General features: G+C 31.2%; 15 protein-coding genes and 1 tRNA gene. 9 read left to right on the top strand and 7 right to left on the bottom strand.

From position 1 onward, the window contains the following. Positions 1 to 31 precede the first annotated feature (31 nt). From rpoB to BTO18_RS07335, 4 genes are all read left to right on the top strand, one after another. On the top strand, positions 32 to 3841 hold the full coding sequence (rpoB, locus tag BTO18_RS07350) for a DNA-directed RNA polymerase subunit beta (RefSeq protein ID WP_105015605.1): 3810 nt from the start codon (positions 32 to 34) through the stop codon (positions 3839 to 3841). Between the two features lie 103 nt (positions 3842 to 3944). Beyond that, positions 3945 to 8219: a DNA-directed RNA polymerase subunit beta' gene (gene rpoC / locus BTO18_RS07345; RefSeq protein WP_105015604.1), complete on the top strand. Its 4275-nt coding sequence runs from the start codon at positions 3945 to 3947 to the stop codon at positions 8217 to 8219. A 135-nt stretch (positions 8220 to 8354) separates the two neighbouring features. Beyond that, positions 8355 to 8666: a DUF3467 domain-containing protein gene (locus tag BTO18_RS07340; protein ID WP_068357663.1), complete on the top strand. Its 312-nt coding sequence runs from the start codon at positions 8355 to 8357 to the stop codon at positions 8664 to 8666. A gap of 147 nt (positions 8667 to 8813) precedes the next feature. Further along, on the top strand, positions 8814 to 10325 hold the full coding sequence (locus BTO18_RS07335; RefSeq protein ID WP_105015603.1) for an NADP-dependent isocitrate dehydrogenase: 1512 nt from the start codon (positions 8814 to 8816) through the stop codon (positions 10323 to 10325). A gap of 52 nt (positions 10326 to 10377) precedes the next feature. Here BTO18_RS07335 and BTO18_RS07330 read toward each other — a convergent pair whose 3' ends face one another. Further along, on the bottom strand, positions 10378 to 11445 hold the full coding sequence (locus tag BTO18_RS07330; protein WP_105015602.1) for a PA0069 family radical SAM protein: 1068 nt from the start codon (positions 11443 to 11445) through the stop codon (positions 10378 to 10380). A 132-nt stretch (positions 11446 to 11577) separates the two neighbouring features. After that, positions 11578 to 12642, bottom strand: coding sequence for a chorismate synthase (gene aroC, locus BTO18_RS07325; protein WP_105015601.1), 1065 nt, complete (start codon positions 12640 to 12642; stop codon positions 11578 to 11580). A 239-nt stretch (positions 12643 to 12881) separates the two neighbouring features. Here aroC and BTO18_RS07320 point away from each other — a divergent pair. Continuing rightward, a tRNA-Ser gene (locus tag BTO18_RS07320) sits at positions 12882 to 12966 on the top strand. A gap of 238 nt (positions 12967 to 13204) precedes the next feature. Continuing rightward, positions 13205 to 14449 (top strand): site-specific integrase, encoded by a 1245-nt coding sequence (locus BTO18_RS07315; protein WP_105015600.1) that lies wholly within the window; start codon positions 13205 to 13207, stop codon positions 14447 to 14449. A gap of 389 nt (positions 14450 to 14838) precedes the next feature. Here the strand turns inward: BTO18_RS07315 and BTO18_RS07310 are convergent, their stop codons facing one another. The 4 genes from BTO18_RS07310 to BTO18_RS07295 form a co-directional block, all read right to left on the bottom strand. Continuing rightward, on the bottom strand, positions 14839 to 16389 hold the full coding sequence (locus tag BTO18_RS07310) for an IS1182 family transposase (protein WP_437438438.1): 1551 nt from the start codon (positions 16387 to 16389) through the stop codon (positions 14839 to 14841). Positions 16390 to 16492: 103 nt separating this feature from the next. Beyond that, on the bottom strand, positions 16493 to 16738 hold the full coding sequence (locus BTO18_RS07305) for a hypothetical protein (protein ID WP_105015598.1): 246 nt from the start codon (positions 16736 to 16738) through the stop codon (positions 16493 to 16495). A 177-nt stretch (positions 16739 to 16915) separates the two neighbouring features. Continuing rightward, positions 16916 to 17326, bottom strand: a complete 411-nt coding sequence (locus BTO18_RS07300; RefSeq protein ID WP_105015597.1) for a hypothetical protein — start codon at positions 17324 to 17326, stop codon at positions 16916 to 16918. Positions 17327 to 17967: 641 nt separating this feature from the next. Beyond that, entirely contained in the window at positions 17968 to 18258 is a 291-nt protein-coding gene (locus BTO18_RS07295) for a winged helix-turn-helix transcriptional regulator (RefSeq protein ID WP_226789114.1), read from the bottom strand. A 211-nt stretch (positions 18259 to 18469) separates the two neighbouring features. Here BTO18_RS07295 and BTO18_RS07290 point away from each other — a divergent pair, with 211 nt between their 5' ends. From BTO18_RS07290 to BTO18_RS07280, 3 genes are read left to right on the top strand one after another with little or no spacing between them, the layout of a single operon-like run. After that, a complete protein-coding gene (locus tag BTO18_RS07290; protein WP_105015595.1) occupies positions 18470 to 19321 on the top strand; it encodes an SDR family oxidoreductase in 852 nt (283 codons plus the stop codon). A gap of 18 nt (positions 19322 to 19339) precedes the next feature. Beyond that, a complete protein-coding gene (locus BTO18_RS07285; protein WP_105015594.1) occupies positions 19340 to 20317 on the top strand; it encodes an SMP-30/gluconolactonase/LRE family protein in 978 nt (325 codons plus the stop codon). A 3-nt stretch (positions 20318 to 20320) separates the two neighbouring features. After that, the gene (locus tag BTO18_RS07280; RefSeq protein WP_105015593.1) at positions 20321 to 20953 is read left to right on the top strand and encodes a hypothetical protein; all 633 of its coding nucleotides are present in this window, start codon (positions 20321 to 20323) and stop codon (positions 20951 to 20953) included. Positions 20954 to 21149: 196 nt separating this feature from the next. On the opposite strand, the gene BTO18_RS07275 is transcribed toward BTO18_RS07280, so the two are convergent. Continuing rightward, complete coding sequence (locus BTO18_RS07275) at positions 21150 to 22406, bottom strand: DUF6920 family protein (protein ID WP_244905138.1); 1257 nt, start codon at positions 22404 to 22406, stop codon at positions 21150 to 21152. Positions 22407 to 22546: the final 140 nt, after the last annotated feature.

Genomic DNA, 22546 nt, shown 5'->3' with positions numbered 1-22546 from the left:
ATTCAGATTTTAATCAAAAATATATTCTCTTTTGGCAACGAAAAACACCACTAAAAGAATCAACTTCGCAACTTCTCAAATGATTAAAGAATATCCAGATTTCTTGGATATTCAGGTTAAATCTTTCCAAGATTTTTTCCAACTTCAGACTAAAGCAGAAGAAAGAGGTGAAGAAGGTTTGTACAAAACCTTCATGGATAACTTTCCTATCACAGATACAAGAAATCAATTCGTTTTAGAATTTTTAGATTACTTTGTTGATCCACCAAGATATTCAATACAAGAATGTATAGAAAGAGGTCTTACACACAGTGTTCCTCTAAAAGCACGTTTAAAACTGTATTGTACAGATCCTGAACACGAAGATTTTGAAACTATTGTTCAAGATGTGTATTTAGGCACAATTCCTTATATGACAAATTCTGGGACATTTGTTATTAATGGAGCAGAACGTGTTGTTGTATCTCAATTACACAGATCACCAGGTGTATTTTTTGGGCAATCTTTCCATGCAAATGGTACAAAATTATATTCTGCAAGAGTTATACCTTTTAAAGGATCTTGGATAGAATTCGCTACAGACATCAATCAAGTTATGTATGCTTACATTGATAGAAAGAAAAAATTACCAGTTACAACATTATTCAGAGCTATAGGTTTTGAAAGAGATAAAGATATTTTAGAAATTTTTGATCTTGCAGAAGAAGTAAAAGTTTCTAAAGCTGGATTAAAAAAAGTTTTAGGACGTAAATTAGCGGCAAGAGTATTAAAAACTTGGCATGAAGATTTCGTAGATGAAGATACAGGAGAAGTTGTATCAATTGAAAGAAATGAAATTATTTTTGATCGTGATACGATTCTAGAAAAAGAGCATATTGATGAAATAATAGAAGCAGGAGCTAAAACGATTTTACTTCATAAAGAAGATAATCAAATGGCTGATTATGCTATTATTCACAATACACTACAAAAAGATCCTACAAATTCAGAGAAAGAAGCAGTAGAGCATATCTATAGACAATTACGTAATGCAGAACCGCCAGATGAAGAAACCGCAAGAGGTATAATAGATAAGTTATTCTTTTCTGAACAACGTTATAATTTAGGTGAAGTTGGTCGTTTTAGAATGAATACTAAACTTCAGTTAGATGTTGATATGGATCAAAAAGTATTAACAAAACTAGATATTATTACAATCATCAAGTTTTTAATACAATTGATTAATTCAAAAGCTGAAGTTGATGATATTGATCACTTATCTAATAGACGTGTAAGAACAGTTGGCGAACAATTAGCAGGTCAATTTGGTGTTGGTCTAGCACGTATGGCTAGAACAATTCGTGAACGTATGAATGTGCGTGATAACGAAGTGTTTACACCAATTGATTTAATTAATGCGAAAACATTATCATCAGTAATTAACTCATTTTTTGGTACAAACCAGTTATCTCAATTTATGGATCAAACAAATCCATTAGCAGAGATTACTCACAAACGTAGATTATCTGCACTTGGGCCTGGAGGTTTGTCAAGAGAAAGAGCAGGTTTTGAGGTTCGTGATGTTCATTATACACATTATGGACGTCTTTGTCCAATTGAAACACCTGAAGGACCAAACATTGGTTTAATTTCTTCACTTTCTGTATTTGCTAAAGTGAATAATTTAGGATTCATTGAAACACCATATAGAAAAGTAAATGATGGAGTTGTTGCCCCAGAAGAACCAATTTATTTAAGTGCTGAAGAGGAGGAAGGTATGAAAATTGCCCAATCTAATTTAGAATTAAATGAAGATGGAAGTTTTATCTCTGATAGAGTAATTGCTCGTGAAGAAGGAGATTTCCCTGTGGTTACTCCACAAGACATTCAATATATGGATGTTGCACCAAATCAAATTGCATCAATATCTGCATCTTTAATTCCTTTCTTGGAGCATGATGATGCAAACCGTGCTTTGATGGGGTCTAACATGATGCGTCAAGCAGTTCCATTATTGAGACCAGAATCACCAATTGTAGGAACTGGTTTAGAACGTAGAGTAGCAAAAGATTCAAGAATTTTAATTAATTCTGAGGGAGAAGGAGAAGTTACTTATGTAGATGCAAATAAAATTACAATTAAGTATGATAGAAATGATCAAGAAAAACTAGTAAGTTTTGATTCAGATGAAGTTTCTTATAACTTAATTAAATTTAGAAAAACGAATCAAGGTACATCTATCAACTTAAAACCTATTGTAGAAAAAGGAGATAGAGTAGCTGAAGGTCAAGTACTTTGTGAAGGATATGCAACACAAAAAGGAGAATTAGCTTTAGGTAGAAACATGAAAGTAGCCTTTATGCCTTGGAAAGGGTATAACTTTGAGGATGCAATCGTAATTTCTGAAAAAGTTGTTCGTGAAGATATATTTACTTCTATTCATATAGATGAGTACTCTTTAGATGTTAGAGATACAAAATTAGGAACTGAAGAGTTAACTAATGACATTCCTAACGTTTCTGAAGAAGCTACTAAAGATTTAGATGAGAATGGAATGATAAGAATTGGAGCAGAAGTTAATCCTGGTGATATCTTAATAGGTAAAATTACACCAAAAGGAGAATCTGATCCAACTCCAGAAGAAAAATTACTGCGTGCCATTTTTGGTGATAAAGCAGGTGATGTAAAAGATGCTTCACTAAAAGCCTCACCATCATTAAGAGGTGTAGTAATTGATAAAAAATTATTTAAAAGAGCTGTAAAAGATAAGAATAAGAGATTGAGAGATAAAGAAGCAGTAGCTACTTTAGAACAGTCTTTTGTTTCTAAATTCGAAAACTTAAAAGACCAGTTAATTGAGAAATTATTTACTTTAATTAGTGGAAAAACTTCACAAGGAGTATTTAATGATTTAGGTGAAGAAGTATTGCCAAAAGGTAAAAAATATACACTTAAAATGTTAAATTCTGTTGACGATTATGTTCATTTATCTGGTTCTTGGACAACTGATACAGAATTAAACAAATTAGTTGGTGAATTAGTTCACAATTATAAAATTAAAGTAAACGATTTACAAGGTTCTTTACGTCGTCAAAAATTTACAATTTCAGTTGGGGATGAATTACCTGCAGGAATTTTAAAACTAGCTAAAGTTTATATTGCCAAAAAGCGTAAATTAAAAGTAGGTGATAAAATGGCTGGACGTCATGGAAACAAAGGTATTGTTGCAAGAATTGTAAGAGCAGAAGATATGCCTTTCTTAGAAGATGGAACTCCTGTAGATATTGTATTAAATCCATTAGGTGTACCATCGCGTATGAATATTGGTCAGATTTATGAAACTGTTCTTGGTTGGGCAGGTCAAAAATTAGACAGAAAATATGCAACACCAATTTTTGATGGAGCATCTTTAGATGAAATCAACAAATATACAGACGAAGCTGGTGTACCAAGATTTGGTCATACTTATCTGTATGATGGAGGTACAGGAAAACGATTTGATCAGCCTGCAACAGTAGGTGTAATTTACATGATTAAGTTAGGACACATGATTGAAGATAAGATGCATGCGCGTTCTATTGGACCTTACTCTTTAATTACGCAGCAGCCATTAGGAGGTAAAGCACAATTTGGAGGTCAGCGTTTTGGAGAGATGGAAGTTTGGGCACTTGAAGCGTATGGAGCATCAAGTATCTTAAGAGAAATCTTAACAGTAAAATCTGATGATGTTATGGGTAGAGCTAAAACTTATGAAAGTATTGTAAAAGGAGAAGCAATGCCTGAACCAGGGTTACCAGAATCGTTTAACGTATTGATGCACGAACTGAAAGGTTTAGGATTAGACGTTAGATTAGAAGAATAATTTTAATAGTAAGCAGTAAAGCAGTCTGCAGTTTGCAGTAATCTTTACAGAATTTTTGCAAACTGAAGACTGCTAACTGAAGACTGAAGACTATAAAAGAAACATGGCAAGAAGACAAGAAAAGTACACTGTAAAAAAGTTTAATAAAATTTCAATTGGTTTATCATCACCAGAAGCTATTTTAGAAGTTTCTAAAGGTGAAGTATTAAAACCAGAAACTATAAATTACAGAACCCACAAACCAGAAAGAGATGGTTTATTTTGTGAGCGTATTTTTGGTCCTGTAAAAGACTACGAATGTGCTTGTGGAAAATACAAAAGAATTCGTTACAAAGGAATTGTTTGTGATAGATGTGGTGTTGAAGTTACTGAAAAAAAAGTAAGAAGAGACAGAGTAGGTCACATTAATTTAGTGGTGCCTGTTGCTCATATTTGGTACTTTAGATCATTACCTAACAAAATGGGTTACCTTTTAGGTTTACCTTCTAAAAAGTTAGACATGATTATTTACTACGAACGTTACGTAGTAATACAACCAGGTATTGCAAAAAATCCAGAAGGAGAGCCATTACAGAAAATGGATTTCTTAACCGAAGAAGAATATTTAGATATTGTTGATGAGCTACCACAAGAGAATCAATATTTAGACGATTCAGACCCTAATAAGTTTATTGCTAAAATGGGTGCTGAATGTTTAATTGATTTATTAGCTCGTATCGATTTAGATGAGTTATCATTCCAATTAAGACACAAAGCAAATACTGAAACTTCTAAACAACGTAAAACTGAAGCATTAAAGCGTTTAAATGTAGTTGAAGCATTTAGAGATTCTCAAAAAAATAGAGAGAATAATCCTGAATGGATGATTATGAAGGCTGTGCCTGTAATTCCACCAGAATTACGTCCTTTAGTACCTTTAGATGGTGGTCGTTTTGCAACATCAGATTTGAATGATTTATACAGAAGAGTTATTATTAGAAATAATCGTTTAAAAAGATTAGTTGAAATAAAAGCTCCTGAAGTTATTTTACGTAATGAAAAACGTATGTTACAAGAATCTGTAGATTCATTATTTGATAACACGCGTAAATCATCAGCAGTAAAAACTGAATCTAACAGACCTTTAAAATCTTTATCAGATTCATTAAAAGGTAAGCAAGGTCGTTTCCGTCAAAACTTATTAGGGAAACGTGTTGATTATTCTGCACGTTCTGTAATTGTTGTTGGACCAGAAATGAAATTGTCTGAATGTGGATTGCCAAAAGATATGGCAGCTGAATTGTACAAACCTTTCGTAATCAGAAAGTTGATTGAAAGAGGAATTGTGAAAACAGTAAAATCTGCTAAAAAAATAATAGATAGAAAAGAACCAGTTGTTTGGGATATTTTAGAAAATGTAATTAAAGGACATCCTGTTTTATTAAACAGAGCTCCAACGTTACACAGATTAGGTATTCAAGCTTTCCAACCAAAATTAATTGAAGGAAAAGCAATACAGTTGCATCCATTATCTTGTTCTGCATTTAATGCGGATTTTGATGGGGATCAAATGGCAGTTCACTTGCCATTAGGACCAGAGGCAATTTTAGAAGCACAATTATTAATGTTGGCTTCTCATAATATTCTAAATCCTGCAAATGGTGCACCAGTAACTGTACCTTCTCAAGATATGGTACTTGGTCTTTATTACATGACTAAAGAAAGAAAGTCAACTAAAGATGTGCCAATTAAAGGTGAAGGATTAACATTCTATTCTCCAGAAGAAGTAACAATTGCTTTTAACGAAGGACAGGTTGACTTAAATGCAGGTATTAAAGTAAGAACTCAAGATTTAGATGAAAATGGAGAGCAAGTAACTAAAATCATTGAAACTACTGTTGGTAGAGTTCTATTTAATGAAAAAGTTCCTGCTGCTGCTGGATATATAAATGAAGTTTTAACTAAAAAGAACTTACGTGGAATTATTGGAGGAATTTTAAAAGCTACTGATATACCAACCACAGGAGAATTTTTAGATGAAATTAAAAATATGGGATATAAATATGCCTTTGAAGGTGGTTTATCATTCTCATTAGGAGATATTATTATTCCTGCTGAAAAGCAATCTATGATTGATGAAGCTAATAAAGAAGTTGACTTAATTGTAGGAAATTATAACATGGGTATGTTAACGCAAAAAGAGCGCTACAACCAGGTAATTGATATTTGGGGTAGAACCAATAATCAATTAACAGAATTATCTATGAAGCGTTTGCGTGAAGACCAACAAGGATTTAACTCTGTATATATGATGTTAGATTCTGGTGCAAGGGGTTCTAAAGAGCAAATTCGTCAGTTAACTGGTATGCGTGGATTAATGGCAAAGCCTAAAAAATCGACTGCAGGTGGTGGAGAAATTATTGAAAACCCAATTTTATCTAACTTTAAAGAAGGGTTATCAATTCTTGAATACTTTATCTCAACTCACGGTGCTCGTAAAGGTTTAGCAGATACCGCTTTAAAAACAGCAGATGCTGGTTACTTAACACGTAGATTAGTAGATGTTTCTCAAGATGTAATCATCAATGAAGAAGATTGTGGTACATTAAGAGGATTAGAAGTTACTCCATTAAAGAAAAATGATGAGATTGTAGAATCTATATCAGACAGAATTGAAGGTCGTATCTCTTTAAACAACGTTTACCATCCAATTACAGATGATTTAATTTTAGAAGCAAACCAACCAATTACATCTCAATTAGCTGAAGAAGTAGAAAAATCTGGTATTGATCGTTTAGAAGTTAGATCTCCATTAACTTGTGAGTCTGCTAGAGGTATTTGTGCAAAGTGTTATGGTCAGAGTTTATCTACTCGTAACAAAGTGCAAATTGGTGAAGCTGTTGGTGTAATAGCTGCACAATCAATTGGAGAACCAGGTACACAGTTAACATTACGTACATTCCACGTTGGTGGTGTTGCTGGTAACATATCCGAAGAAAATAAATTAATTGCCAAGTTTGATGGTAAGGTTTCTATAGAAGATTTACGTACTGTTAAAGGAAAAGATAATGATGGAAACGAAGTTGACATTGTAATTTCTAGAACTGCAGAAATCAAAATAAAAGATAAGAAAACAGATATTACTCAAAGTACTAATATAATTCCTTATGGTTCTATCATTTTTGATAAAGATAGAAAATCAATAAAAAAAGGAGATGTTATTGTACAATGGGATCCATTTAATGGTGTAATTGTTTCTGAATTCTCTGGTAAAGTGAAGTTTGACAATTTAGAACAAGGTATGAACTACTCTGTTGAGATTGATGAACAAACTGGTTTCCAAGAAAAAGTAATTACTGATTCTAAAAACAAAAAAATCATTGCTTCTTTAATTATTGAAGACAAAGATGGTAATGCTTTACGTTCTTATAGTTTACCTGTTGGTGCACACTTAATGGTAGATGATGGAGAAACTGTGGAAAGTGGAAAAACATTAGTAAAAATACCTAGAACATCTGGTAAAGCAGGTGATATTACAGGAGGTTTACCACGTGTAACAGAATTGTTTGAAGCACGTAACCCATCTAACCCATCTGTGGTTTCTGAAATTGATGGTGTCGTTTCTTTTGGTAAAATAAAAAGAGGTAATAGAGAAATTATTGTTGAGTCTAAAACAGGAGATATTAAAAAGTATTTAGTTAAACTTTCTAATCAGATTTTAGTACAAGAAAATGACTTTATCAAAGCTGGTATGCCATTATCTGATGGTGCTACAACACCTTCAGATATTTTAAGAATTAAAGGGCCATCTGCTGTTCAAGAGTATTTGGTTAATGAAATTCAAGAAGTATATCGTTTACAAGGTGTAAAGATTAATGACAAGCACTTTGAGGTTGTAGTTCGTCAAATGATGCGTAAAGTTAAGATTATTGACTCTGGTGATACATTATTTTTAGAGAATCAATTAATTCATAAAATTGATTTTATCAAAGAAAATGATGCTATCTATGGAATGAAAGTAATTGAAGACGCTGGAGATTCTGAAAACTTAAAAGCAGGTCAAATTATTTCTGCACGTCAATTAAGAGACGAAAACTCTTTATTACGTAGAAATGATAAAAATTTGGTTGTAGCAAGAGATGCACAACCAGCAACTGCAGAGCAAGTTTTACAAGGTATTACAAGAGCATCATTACAAACAAAATCATTTATATCTGCTGCTTCTTTCCAAGAAACAACAAAAGTGTTAAATGAGGCTGCTGTAAATGGTAAAATAGATACATTAGAAGGATTAAAAGAAAATGTAATTGTTGGTAAGAAAATTCCTGCTGGTACTGGTATGAGATCTTATGACAATGTTATTGTTGGTCCTAAAGATGAGATAGAAAGAAGTTTCTAATTATACAAACGTGTAAACGTTTAAAGTTTAAAAAGTTGAATTGTTTACTGTAATTGTTATTGCATTATCCAATTCAACTTTTTTATTTTAGACAATTGCACAATTCAAGAGTTTAAAAGTAAAACAATATAACTTATGGAAGAAAATCAAAATAAAGATGGTCAATTAAATATAGAATTAGATCAAGAAGTAGCAGAAGGAACTTATTCTAATTTGGCAATAATTAATCATTCAATGTCAGAATTTATTGTAGATTTTATAAATATAATGCCAGGTGTACCAAAAGCAAAAGTAAAATCTAGAATTATCCTTACTCCACAACATGCTAAAAGATTAACCAAAGCTTTAGCTGATAATGTTCGAAAATTTGAACAACAACATGGAGAAATTAAAGATTATGAACAACCACCAATCCCAATGAATTTCGGACCAACTGGTCAAGCTTAAAATATAAATCAAAAGGCGAAACAATATGTTTTGCCTTTTTTTATAAGATTGTTTATTATAAAAAATATTTATATAATACATTAAAAACATATATAAAAATATATGAATAGTATTTTAGATATTTGTATCAACTTAAAATAGGCAATCATGGAAAATATACAAGTACAAGAGCAATCAAAAAATAAAAAGCAACAAGAAGTTACAAAAGTAGCTGTAGCTTATGGTGATGGAATTGGCCCTGAAATTATGGAAGCCACTTTACGAATATTAGATGCAGCAGGTGCTAATATTCGACCAGAAAGAATTGAGGTTGGAGAAAAGGTATATGAATCTGGTAATTCAGCAGGAATAGAAAAAAGTGCTTGGGAAGTTATCAATAGAAATAAATTGATTTTAAAAGCTCCAATTACCACCCCACAAGGTAAAGGTTATAAAAGCTTAAACGTAACTTTACGTAAATCTTTAGGCTTGTTTGCAAATGTACGTCCTGTAACAGCTTATTCTCCTTATGTAGAAACTAATTTTGGAGGAATGGATGTCGTAATTGTTAGAGAAAATGAAGAAGATTTATATGCAGGTATAGAACATCAGCAAACACAAGATGTTGTACAGTGCTTAAAGTTAATTACAAGACCAGGTTGCGAAAAAATTGTACGATATGCTTTTGAATATGCAAAGGCTTATGGACGTAAGAAAGTAACTTGTATGGTAAAAGATAATATTATGAAATTAACAGATGGTTTGTTTCATAATGTGTTTAAAGAAATTGCGTTAGAATACCCAGAAATTGAGAGTAATTCACAAATTATAGATATAGGTTCAGCACGTTTGGCAGCAAGTCCAGAAAATTACGATGTTATTGTTACATCAAATTTATATGGAGATATTATTTCTGATATCGCAGCAGAAATAGCTGGTTCTGTTGGTATGTGTGGTTCAGCAAATATTGGTTCTAATGTGGCTATGTTCGAAGCTATTCATGGTTCTGCACCAGATATTGCTGGTCAAAAAATTGCAAATCCATCAGGTTTGATTAATGCTGCTATTATGATGTTATCTCATTTAGGCAAAACAGAAATTGCTGATACTATTAAAAATGCATGGCTAAAAACTATTGAAGATGGTTATCATACAGCTGATGTTTATCAAGAAGAAATTACTAAAGAAATTGTATCTACTAGTGAATTTGCAACAAGAATCATTGAAAACCTAGGGCAAGTGCCTACAAAATTACCAGTGAGTAAATTATCATCAGGCAATGGAGAGATTGTTATACCAGTATATAAGAGAAAAGAAGAAAAGCAAGTATTGGTTGGTGTTGATGTATTTATTAACTGGAAAGGGAATAATCCAAAAATTATTGGCGACGCTTTAGATAGTATTGATTCTTTTAAGATGAAGTTAAAAATGATTACAAACAGAGGTGTGAAAGTATATCCTGAAGGATTAGCAGAAACCTACTGCACAGATCATTGGAGATGTAGATTTGTGGATGTAAATTCTAAAACAGAAGGAAAATTAGTATACAATCCAGTAGATTTTGAAAAAGTAATAGCACTTTTATCAAAATTACACAATGAAGGATTTGAAGTAATAAAAACCGAAAACTTGTATGAGTTTGATGGTAAAAGAGCTTTCTCTCTTGGGCAAGGAGAGTAAGAATTTTGTTTAATTTGAGTTATTAAAAAGTGAAACCGAAGTTTCACTTTTTTTATGAAAATAGACTTAATTGATTTGTCTGTAAAGGATCAAAAATCTTAAAATTTAAAGAAGGTAATTTGCTATCTTTTAAATACATTTTTCTAGCCAATTTAAATTGAGTAGCAATCTGTTCAGCAATTTTTCCTTCTCCACGACTTCTTGTTCCAAATCTACTATCATTCAAATTTCCATTATGGCATTCTTTAATTTGATTTAGAATTTTATCAGCTCTATCTGGATAAGTTTTCTGAACCCAATTTGTGAAGATTTTTCCAATAGCACCATTTAATCTTACTACTGTAAAACCTACTGATTTAGCTCCTAATTCACTTACTTTTTTTACCAATTTAAAAATTTCGTGATTATTAATGGCAGGTATAATTGGAGCCATCATCACATTTACAGGAATTCCGTTTTCAGATAATACTTTTACAGTTTCTAACCTTTTCTTTATAGTAGTAGTTCTAGGCTCTAAAATTCTTCTAGTTTCTTCAGATAAAGAAGTGATAGAAATACTTACGTTTACCAAATGTAATTTTGCCATTTTTTTAAGGATATCTATATCACGTAAAATCAAAGCATTTTTTGTTATCATACTCACAGGATGTTTTAATTTTAGCAAAACTTGCAACATTTTACGTGTAATTTTTAACTTCTTTTCTATAGGTTGATAACAATCAGTATTGCCAGAAAACATGATATTTTCTACTTTCCAATTTTTATTTTTTAGTTTCTTTTCTAATAATTCAGCAGCATTTGCTTTATATAATATTTTACGCTCAAAATCTAAACCAGCAGAATAACCCCAGTATTCGTGAGTATTCCTAGCATAGCAATAGATACAGCCATGTTCACAACCTTGATAAGGATTCATAGAATACTTAAAACCAATATCTGGACTATCAACTTTGTTTAAAATGGTTTTTGGGTAAATTTCTAAATATGAAGTTTTGTTATTCTCTGCACTTTCTTGTTCAGCTTCACAATAATTTAAAAAATCATCTCTAATAACATGTTCTTCTTTAAAAAATCGATTATGGATATTTATTTGTGCACCACGTCCTTTGATGTAATTCATTGTAAAAATAATTGTGATAAAAGTAGTTTCATAATAGATTTTGAAACCACTTAAAATTACATCAGAAAAAAGGAAAAAGTGTTAAATGTTGATAAGTTTAAGATGAATTTTATCAACAAAATAAATCTAAAATTAGATCTTTCTAGTTTTATTTAATAACCAAAAATCTGCTAAAACTAAAGCAGTCATGGCTTCTATAATTGGCACAGCTCTAGGTACAACACAAGGATCATGTCTTCCTTTTCCCATAATTTCGGTTTCTTCTCCTTTAGAGTTTATAGTTTGTTGATTGGTCATTATTGTAGCAACAGGTTTAAACGCTACTCTAAAGTAAATATCCATACCATTACTTATTCCACCTTGTATACCACCAGATAAATTAGATTGAGTTGAACCATCCGCATTAAAAATATCATTATGTTCAGAGCCTTTCATTTTTGCACCACAAAAACCGCTTCCAAACTCAAATCCTTTAACTGCATTTATGGATAACATAGCTTTACCAAGCTCTGCATGTAATTTGTTAAAAATAGGTTCACCTAAACCCACAGGCATATTTTTCGCCACACAAGTAATTGTTCCACCAATTGTATCTCCAGCTTTTCTAATTTCTTTAATTTTTTCAATCATTTTTTCTGCTGATGATTCATCAGGACAACGTACAATATTAGATTCAGTTTTAGAAAAATCTAACTCTTGATATGGTTTGTCTATAAAAATATTACCTACAGAACTTGTAAATGCATTAATGTTAATACTAGCAATTAGCTGTTTAGCCAAAGCACCAGCTACCACCCAGTTTGCAGTTTCACGCGCAGAACTTCGTCCACCACCTCTATAATCACGTAAACCGTATTTTTGATCATAGGTGTAATCTGCATGAGAAGGTCTATATACATCTGTATTGTGGTTGTAGTCTTTACTTTTTTGATTAGTATTTTTAATAATAAAACCAATGGAAGTGCCAGTAGTTTTACCTTCGAAAATGCCAGATAAAAATTCCACAGTATCTGGTTCTTTACGTTGAGTAACAATTTTTGATTGCCCTGGTTTACGTCTGTTCAATTCTTCTTGAATAGCATCAAAATTAACTTTAAGACCAGCAGGAAACCCGTCTATAACTCCACCAATTGCAGTTCCATGAGATTCTCCATACGTTGTAACTCTTAATAAATTTCCAAAAGAATTGAAAGCCATAATCCAAACTATAAGTTAATTAACAAATATACTAAAGTAGTAGAAAGTAGTTTGCTGTATTTTTATTAAATACCGATTTCTAATTAATTAAATTTTTATATAGATACTGATAATTAATAAGATAGCATTAGAGTTTACATATATTCAAAAAAAAGAAATTTTAATTGTTTTTTGTTTCAGAAAATAAAAAAGCTTTCTATATTTGCATCCGCATTCAAGGAATACTTGATGAGACTCTTGGAGAAATGGCAGAGTGGTCGAATGCGGCAGTCTTGAAAACTGTTGACTGTAACAGGTCCGGGGGTTCGAATCCCTCTTTCTCCGCTCAGAGAATCACAATTCTCATAAAAAGCCCATAAACATTATGTTTTTGGGCTTTATTACTTTCTTAGATAATCAATCAAAATCATTAAAAAGTAATCAATAAGGTGCGTATTAGGTGTCACTTTTAGATAGATAAAAATCGACACCTAATTGATTTAAATTACTAATTATTAGTTGTTTATAATATGTTTTTTCATTTAATTTGTGTATATTTATTCAGTAATACCAACTGACACCTATGAAAAATTTATTCTCATTCATTTTTTATATCAAACGTAGTAAAGCAGATAGTAATGGTAAAGCCAATATTTATCTAAGAATTACCGTAAATGGTAAACGAGCAGAACTGAGCATATCAAGAAAGGTAGATGTATATAAATGGATTTCCTCATCAGGCAAAATGAAAGGAAATTCTATTGAAGCTCAACAATTAAATAGGTATATTGATAGTATAACTAATAAAATTTATAAAATTCATCAAAAATTAGTAGATGAAAATGAAACGATATCAGCAATAAGAATCAGAGACATTTATAATGGTAAAGAAGAAAACCATAAAATGTTGCTTAAAATATTTGAAGACCATAATATCCAAGTTGAGAAATTGGTAGGTAAAGATTTTGCTCCAGGAACATTAGAAAGATACAAAACAGCAAAAAAGCACTTAAAAGCCTTTATAAAACTAGAGTACAGGTTAAATGATATAAATATAAAAGAAGTAAATCATAAATTTATCAATGGTTTTGAGTACTATTTAAAAACGGTAAGAAATTGTAGTCACAATACGGCAATAAAGTACATCACTAATTTTAAGAAGATAATTAGAATAGCGTATGCGAATGATTGGATAAGTAAAGACCCTTTCTTTAATTGGAAAGCAAGACTTAAAACAGTAGATAGAGAATTTTTGTCAAAAGAAGAAATTCAAAAACTAATTGAAAAAGAGTTTTCAATAAAACGATTAGAACAAGTTAAAGATGTATTTGTTTTTTGTTGTTTTACAGGATTGGCATATGCAGATGTGAAAAAACTATCAAAAAATGACATTGTAATAGGTATTGATGGAGATAAATGGATAAAAACGAAAAGAACAAAAACAAATACGCGAAGTAATATTCCATTACTTAAAACTCCAGAAGCTATTATAGAAAAATACAATGAGTATTCAAACCTTGTTAATGGCGAGTACCTTTTACCAGTTTTAAGCAATCAGAAAACAAATGCTTATTTAAAAGAGATAGCAGATTTATGCGAAATAAATAAAAACCTAACTTTCCATTTAGCGCGTCACACTTTTGCTACTACTATCACACTAAGCAATGGGGTTCCGATAGAATCAGTAAGTAAAATGCTAGGTCATAAATCTTTAAAAACAACGCAGCATTACGCCAAAATTTTAGACAGAAAAGTAAGTGAAGACATGCTATTGTTGAGAAAAAAATTAAATATAAATAAAATAATCTCTTTAAAAGAGGTTGATTAGTAAGTTAGAGAACAAATAATTTTTCTTATCATATAGTAAGTTTTCTTTTATCAATTTTCAGATTTTAATAATCCATTTTGTTTATTTCAGAATTTCTCACACTCATCCTTCTATGTATTAAAATATTTTTAATTTTTAAAAACAGACTAGGGTTTTTTTTATTTTAAGTGTTATATAGATAACTAAAGAAATGATAAGCGCATAATGATATATGTTTTCTATTTAGTTATTTGAATTATTTAAAAGTTTTTAAGGGCGGTATCCCTTACAATCTTTGGAAGAATCCGTCTCATAATTAAATTTGAGGCGGTTTTTTATTTATAGCTTTTAAGATAGATTTGATGTAATTATTTTTTTATTTTAAAATTAGATGTTAATTTTTAGCATTATTATGCAATCATTTTCTTTAAATTATGAGCAAAAGCATGTAAACCAAATTCTAATGATGCTTTATCTATTCCTTTATGAGTAAATCTTTTAAAGTTTCTGTTTGATTTAATATGTGTAAAAACAGGTTCTACATCAGCAGTTCGTTGTCTTCTTTTTTGAGTTCCTAGTTCACTATTGAGTCGTCTTCGGGTAATTTCTTTGTAACGTTCAAGTTTGTGATTCCGCTGTACAATTCTATTACCTTTAGCTTTATGACATAAGGTTCTTAAAGAACAACCTTTACAGTTTTTTGCTTTGTAAACGCTAATTTTTTGTAGATATCCAGATGTGGTTTGCTGCTTCTTATCATACTTGTTTTCCATTTTTTGTCCCATAGGACATACATAGTAATCTTCCTTATCATTGTAGTGCAATGTATCTCTATGAAAATCTTCTTTACCGCTTTTCTTCTTCTTAGGTTTATATGTTTGGTTTTCCTTATCAAAAGTATTGTATTTCACATAAGCTTCAACATCGTTTTGTTCTAAGTATTCGTAGTTTTCTTCACTTCCATACCCTGCATCAGCAACAATTATTTCTGGTAGGGTTTTATATAATTTCTGATAGGAGACAAGATGTGGTTTTAAAGTATGATAATCTGTGGTTTGTTGATGTAATGAATAGTGAATTATAAATTGTGATTGTGAGCTAATTTGAACATTGTAGCCTGGTTTAAGCTGTCCATTTTTCATATGATCTTCTTTCATTCGCATAAAGGTAGCATCTGGGTCTGTTTTACTGTAACTATTACGATTGGCTAATATCTTTTCTTGTTCTGCATAACGATCTAAGTTGTTGGAGAAGTTCTTTTCTATGAAACGTAATTTTGCTTTTTGTTTACTGCCTGCTTTTGGATTATTGGAGAGTATCTTATTTATTTTTTGAGCAGTTTGTGCTACTTTTTCTTTACCTACCTTGGTGAAATCAGGTGGAGTAGGATCTTTATCTTCATGATCAGCAATACTTTGTGCGTATTGCCAAAGTTGTTCTAACTGAGTTGCCATTTTTTCTTTTCTAGTCTTAATAGCATTACCCCATACAAAGGTGTAACGTCCTGCTACAGATTCTATCTTTGTTCCATCTGTAAAGACTTCTTTTAAAGATACTAAGCCTTGATCTGCCAAAAACAAAACAACCTGCTTGAAGATGTCTTTGAAAATTGTTTTCAACTTTTTACTTCGAAACCTAGCAATGGTGTTATGGTCTGCAACCTGTTTGCCTGATAACCACATGTAGTTAATGTTCTCTCGCATTGCTTTTTCTATCTTACGAGTTGAGTAAGTATTATCCATATAAGCATAAACCATAACCTTTAGTAACATCTTTGGGTGATAACTTGGTTGTCCATTTTTTTTGTATTCTGAAAGTAATTGACTAAGGTCGAGTTGTTCTACAACTCCATTAACCAAACGAACTGGATGCTCAGAGGGAATCAACTCTTCTATACTTGGTGGAAATAGCCAATTCTGTTGTTGATTGTAATCTTTAAAATTAGTATTCATAGTGCTGATTATTAGTATGTAAAATACTAAAAAACTACAAGAATATCAAAATAAAATTAAAAAAACCGCCTCAAATTAATGAGACAGCTTCTTTTTAAATATTAGGTCTAATCTATACATTCTGTTTATTCAGAAATTTCAACTCTCTTTTTGTAGCTTTTAAATATTTCTTAATCTCATTAAGCTCTGCTTTAGTAGCTAACCTAAAGTCTTCCTGTAATCTACCTAATAAATTTTTACAATAGACTTTTCTCTCCTCATTAGAAAACTGGGAGACAGTTTCCCTATAAAAAGAATCTAATTCTACAAGAGTTTCATTTGGTTTTAACCAAGCTAAAAATTTATTTCGTTTTTTCATGGTTCTTTCTTAATTATTTTAAGCTTCATTTTTAGAAAATACCTAATACTTCAATCAACAACACAAAAAATATTTTTTTCATTGTAGAAATATTAAGTTAAATAAAATTAGTACCTAATGCATAGGCACAATACCCCAGCCAAAAAGGTGAGGTTTAAAAATGATAATATGTTTAACTTAACATTTGGGAGGTGGCAACGTTGGCTTTAAAATAATTGAAAGATAAGATTCTGAATAATGAAAAATTAGAGCGTATTTTACGAATCTTGTTGAAAGACTCGAAGAATTTATGTCGTTGTAATAGAGTGAATTATAAAAAGAAATAAGTTGATTTTCTTTTTGTGCTTTTTGTGGACTATCGTTGAAGAGATTTGTTACTAATTCTGTTAGTTCTCTGTTCAATCTTGTTTCTTCATGATCCCACCAGCACCAGTAGTGTATTATATTCCCAATTTTTTCAGTTTTAACAATGTCATACATTTCTCCTTTGTACTCAAATTCTTTTGAATGTTTCCATTTCAGCTCTTTCATGGCTTCTTCTTCTGAAAACTTTAATAGCACAAGCTCCTCTTTATCTATACCCCTCATTATCATGCGTTTTACTTGATGGCGAACAACAGACCTTTGATAGGTAAGCCAACAGAAAGTACTTATAGTAGGAATTATAAGTGCTAACAATAAGACAATGGATGTTATTTTTGCTTTCAACAGTATTGTAATAAGCTATAAATATACAGATTAATAAATATCATTTTATTTTTACAGTATTATATTACTGTATCAAAAAAGTCAAAGCTTGTATAATGACTAAATTGATGTTAAAATGTAAAGATTTTTTTATCCATGTAAGTATAAACATTGTAGTATAATAAACTGATATTTTTATATGTTCCTAAAGTTTACAATTTTATTTTCTTTTAGTAATAATAAACACAATAAATCTTATAGAGAAATTTTTGATAGAATAATCAATAGAGCAAGAGTAAAAAGCTAGTAATACTAACATTTTCCAATAAATTGTTAAAACAATGTTTTTATTATACTAAATCAAGAATATTTTATGATGTAGGCCATATTTAGGTTTTAATAATGAGATAGAATATAAAAAGGATAATGAAGATTTTAGCTTGTTAAATTGGAACAAATCGACAAAAAGAGATTATTCTACTTCAACAATGCCTGAAAACTGTTGTCTAAATTTAGTGAAGAATTCTTTTCTCAATTCTTTGTTATGTGTAGTGTCTTATTTTCAAAACATTCTCAAGTCCCCATTCACGCATTGCAATGATTAATGGTCGTAAACTTAAACCACGTTCGGTTATGGTATACTCAACTTTTGGCGGTACAACAGGAAACACCTTTCTATGTATGATTTTATCTGCTTCTAATTCTCGTAGTTGACTCGTAAGCATCTTTTTGCTAATTCCGTCAATCATTCTGTGCATTTCGCCAAATCGTTTCACATCGTGGCTAATTAAATATAAAATAATTGATTTCCATTTACCACCTATTACAGACATAGTTGCCGCTACAGGACAAGAATTATGCTCTAGGTATGTTTTTATCATTTTTTGATAGTCTTCAGATTTATTTTTCATTTATTATCATTATAACATGTTGATTATCAATAATTGTATCAAAATATAAACTACCTTACTTTAAAGTAACTACTTGACTTTTATAACTATTGTCCTCAAATTTGCATCATTAGTTTTAAAAAAGCAAATAAAAATGAAAAATCGAATTTTAGTAACAGGATCAAGCGGAAATATTGGAACCCAAATAGTAAAACAATTAGAAACATCGCAGGCAAATTTTTTGATAGGTGTTTCTTCTAACAAAGAAGACTTGAGTAGTAATCAAGTACACGTAGATTTTAATGACAAAGCATCATTAGTAAAAGCTTTTAAAGATATCGACACGCTATTTCTTTTATTCCCAATGATAGAACCGATGATTGATTTTGCTAAAAATGCAATAGAAGCTGCCAAAGAAGTAGGCGTTAAGCATATTGTACGCTCAAGTGGTGCTGGTGCAGATAGTTCTTCAACCTTTAAAATGCCAAAAGTACAAGGCACTATTGATGATTTAGTGAAGCAAAGCGGTATGAATTACACCATAACAAAGCCTACCAGTTTTATGCAAAACTTTGTCAATTTCTTTGCAAATGATATTAAAAACGGTACGCTCTATATGCCTGCAGGTCAAGGCAAATTAGGTTGGGTAGATGTAAGAGATATTGCTGCTGTAAATGCCGAAATTTTAAAAAATCCAAACGCGTATGTAAATCAAGAATTAACCATTACAGGCGCAGAAAATTTATCTTTTGAAGATGCTTTATCCATTGTTTCTTCTGTTTTAGATAAGAAAGTAAATTATGTAGATGTGCCAGAAAATGCTGCTATACAGGCAATGAAAGACTATGGTATGCCAGATTTTGTTATTGAAATGACCAGAAGTCTAAATCAAATTATAAAAGCTGGTTATGCAGAAGGCGTAACAGAAACTGTTGAAAAGATTACAGGAAAACAGCCCATTTCTTTTAGGCAGTTCGTAGAAGATTATAAAGAAAACTGGCAATAAATCTTAAAATTATTCAAGATGAAAAAAATAATAACTATTACTTTTCTGACGCTATGCATTCTATCGTGCAAAGACAAACAGGATGCTAGAAATGAAAAACAAGTTAAAGTTCAAGCTAAAAAAGAATTATCCATAGAGGATATTATAAAAGAGGATGCCGAAATAGAAGAACTAGCATCTGACTTTCAGTTTTTAGAAGGTCCTATTTGGGATAAAAACAACAATCGTTTAATCTTTAGTGAAGTGATGGCAAATAAATTACATCAATGGTCACCAAGCACAGGCGTAGAGCTGTTTTTAGAACCCAGTTGGTATGCAGGCGGCAATACATTTGATGCCTACGGAAACATCATTTCTTGTCAAGGTGGTGCAAGACAAATAGCAAGAATTAAACCCGATAAATCTTTTGAAGTCATTACCAATAATTATCAAGGCAAAAAGTTTAATAGCCCAAATGACGTTGTTGTAAAATCAGACGGAACCATTTGGTTTACAGACCCAGATTATGGTCTGTTGGCGACTTATGGTGATAAAGCCAATGATTACAAAGAATTAGATGCCTATCACATTTTTAAATACGACCCAAAAACCAACGAGACCGTTTCGGTAAATGCAATACTTTCAAAACCAAACGGATTGGTGTTTTCAAAAGACGAATCAAAGCTCTATGTGGGCAATTCAAACGAAGGCGACAGAAAATTAGTCGTGTTTGACGTTACTGCCGAAAATACACTTTTCGATATGAAAGTCTTAAATACCATTGATAGTAAAACTTGGGGAATAGATGGTTTAAAAATTGATAAAGAAAGTAATCTCTATGCTGCGTGTGGTGATGGTGTAACTATTTTCACTTCGGAAGGTAAATTAATAGGAAAAATTAAAACCAATTTTGAAGTCACCAATCTGTGCTTTGGTGGTACTGATAATAAGACGCTTTTTCTAACAAGTCACACAAGCCTATATTCAGTACCAGTTTTAATTGCTGGAAATTATTAGAAGATGTTAAAATCTTTATTCTTTCTACTTATAATTTGTTGTTCTAAACCTCTGCACGCACAAAATATAAGAGTTGAAACTTTTATTGGAACAGAAGCACCAGTTTTAGATGTCTTTTGGTTAAAACGGGTTGCCAAAAATTCACAATTCTTGTTTTTGAGTAGAAATACATATAGCATTCCAGAATACAAAGAAGGAACAGACCAATTTTCAACCTTAAATATTTTGGCTTATCAGATAAAAAAAACTGGTTTTGGTTTTGCAGTTGCTGCTACAGCAAGAACAAACTCATCTTTCCAGGCAAGGTCAGGTATTCAATTTTTAAAGGTTAAACCCAATGAATGGTTACTATACACAATTATTTCAAGCAAATTAGGAGAACAAGCAGATGTAAGATGGCTTACTATATTTCAATTTACGCCTAAAATAAATGAGAACTGGCAACTTTTTACAAGAGCAGAATGGGTTTCATCTGTCGGTTTTACCGATGCACATAGATTTAGTTCAGGTATGGTTAGAATAGGTTTGCAAAGAAGTAAATGGCAGTTTGGTTTGGGTAGTGATTTTCTTTGGTTAGGTAAAGATTTTAAAGGAACAGATACTAATTACGGAATATTTCTCACTCACTTATTTTGAAAATTGTCAGCATTCATAGGGTTTTCTGAATGTTATACACAACGCAGGATTATCCTCCAAAGACTGATAAGTTGTGTAGCCACGTTTTGGATTTTTTAACTCACACAATTTAATGCGTAAAAATTTATAAATACAGAGTAAACATGGACAGGTTGCATATAGCTGTTAATATGCACAGTTTACCCTCGATGAGCACCTAAAGGTGATAGTTAGCCACTGGCATTTCTTCTACGTTATGTTGTATGTCTGTTATTTTCAATTTTAACCAAGTCCATTTACCTTTTTCTAATTTCCAGCTTGCTTCGCATTCAATGGGTATTTTAATTCCATTTCGCTCTTCTGTTCTTGTTGAAATCACAGTCCACTCAGTAGGTTTAATTGCATTTGAATCTTGATAACGCATTGCTACGAATTTTTCAAAATTTCCATTTTGGTCAAAATGAAAAACGCCTGCACCTTTAGTCCCTTTAAATTCCATTGTTGCTCTGGCAGAATAGTCATCTATAGTCTCCCATTTTATATATTTACTTAAAGCGGCTGAAGGAAACCAAACTATTTCAGCTAAATATCTTTGTAAAGTTGCTTGATTTACCTTTTCGTTATTATTTGCGCCTGCAACTGGAATAAGTGAAAGTAGCTTAATTATCATTTCACCTTTACCATCTACAAATTTGTCTCTACCAACAATATTCAATAATGGGTTCATTTCAGTTTTGATATTCCAGTTGAAAGCTGGAGGGTCAACAGTAAAATATTGTTCTGTCATACCCTTGTTCCAGTTTGCTTGTTCAGGTTTTAATTTGAGCTGTAGTTTTTGAACCAAATACACATTAGAAACCCGTTGTTTTCCAATTAATCCACTCTTAGTCAACCATTTTTGCACAATTGGTGGTAAACCAATCCATTCTCCATCTGTAATGATGTCTTGGTTTTTTGCTTGCGCACCTTCAAACAGACTTATTTTTTCTGTTTTGACTTTCTGCTTGAAATTGAAACTTGAATAACCAATAATTATAGCGATGAGAATAATTATGTTAGCTATGGTGCCAAATTTAGCGTCAGACCAATAGTTAAGAATCAGCACCTCTGAAATAATCACAGCCAAAAATCCACTTAACAACCAATAATTAGAATGAATAAGAATTAAAATGACTGAAATAGTAAAAAGTATAAATGTAAAAAACCAAAATATTCCATGGGCTTTTGAAATCGCGTTGAATTCAGATATTCCGAGTGCTTTGAAAAACTCAAATAAATGGAGAATTCCGTGTATTACAATTAGTATGATTAAAGCTATTCGCATTGTTATTTTATGCTTGTGGCCAAAGGTTTTATGTATGATATCATTGCATGTGTTAGCGACTAATTTAGCAAATAAAAGCCGAATAGAATATTCTGTACGAATATTCGTATGTAAGCAAGTAATAGCAATCGCTTTATGCTGTTGTAACACGTTTTTATTGCGTTAAATTTTTCATTCTATTCAACTTCTTTTTTCAATTCCATATATCGTATCAATTTTCTGTCCGAATATTTTGCTCCAAAAATTTATCTTTATAAAGTCATATAAGTAGCTAAAATCCGAGTCAAATT

Source organism: Polaribacter porphyrae (assembly GCF_002954685.1).
In the GTDB taxonomy this organism is placed as follows: Bacteria; Bacteroidota; Bacteroidia; order Flavobacteriales; family Flavobacteriaceae; genus Polaribacter; species Polaribacter porphyrae.
This window is presented reverse-complemented; position numbering and strand designations above follow the sequence as displayed.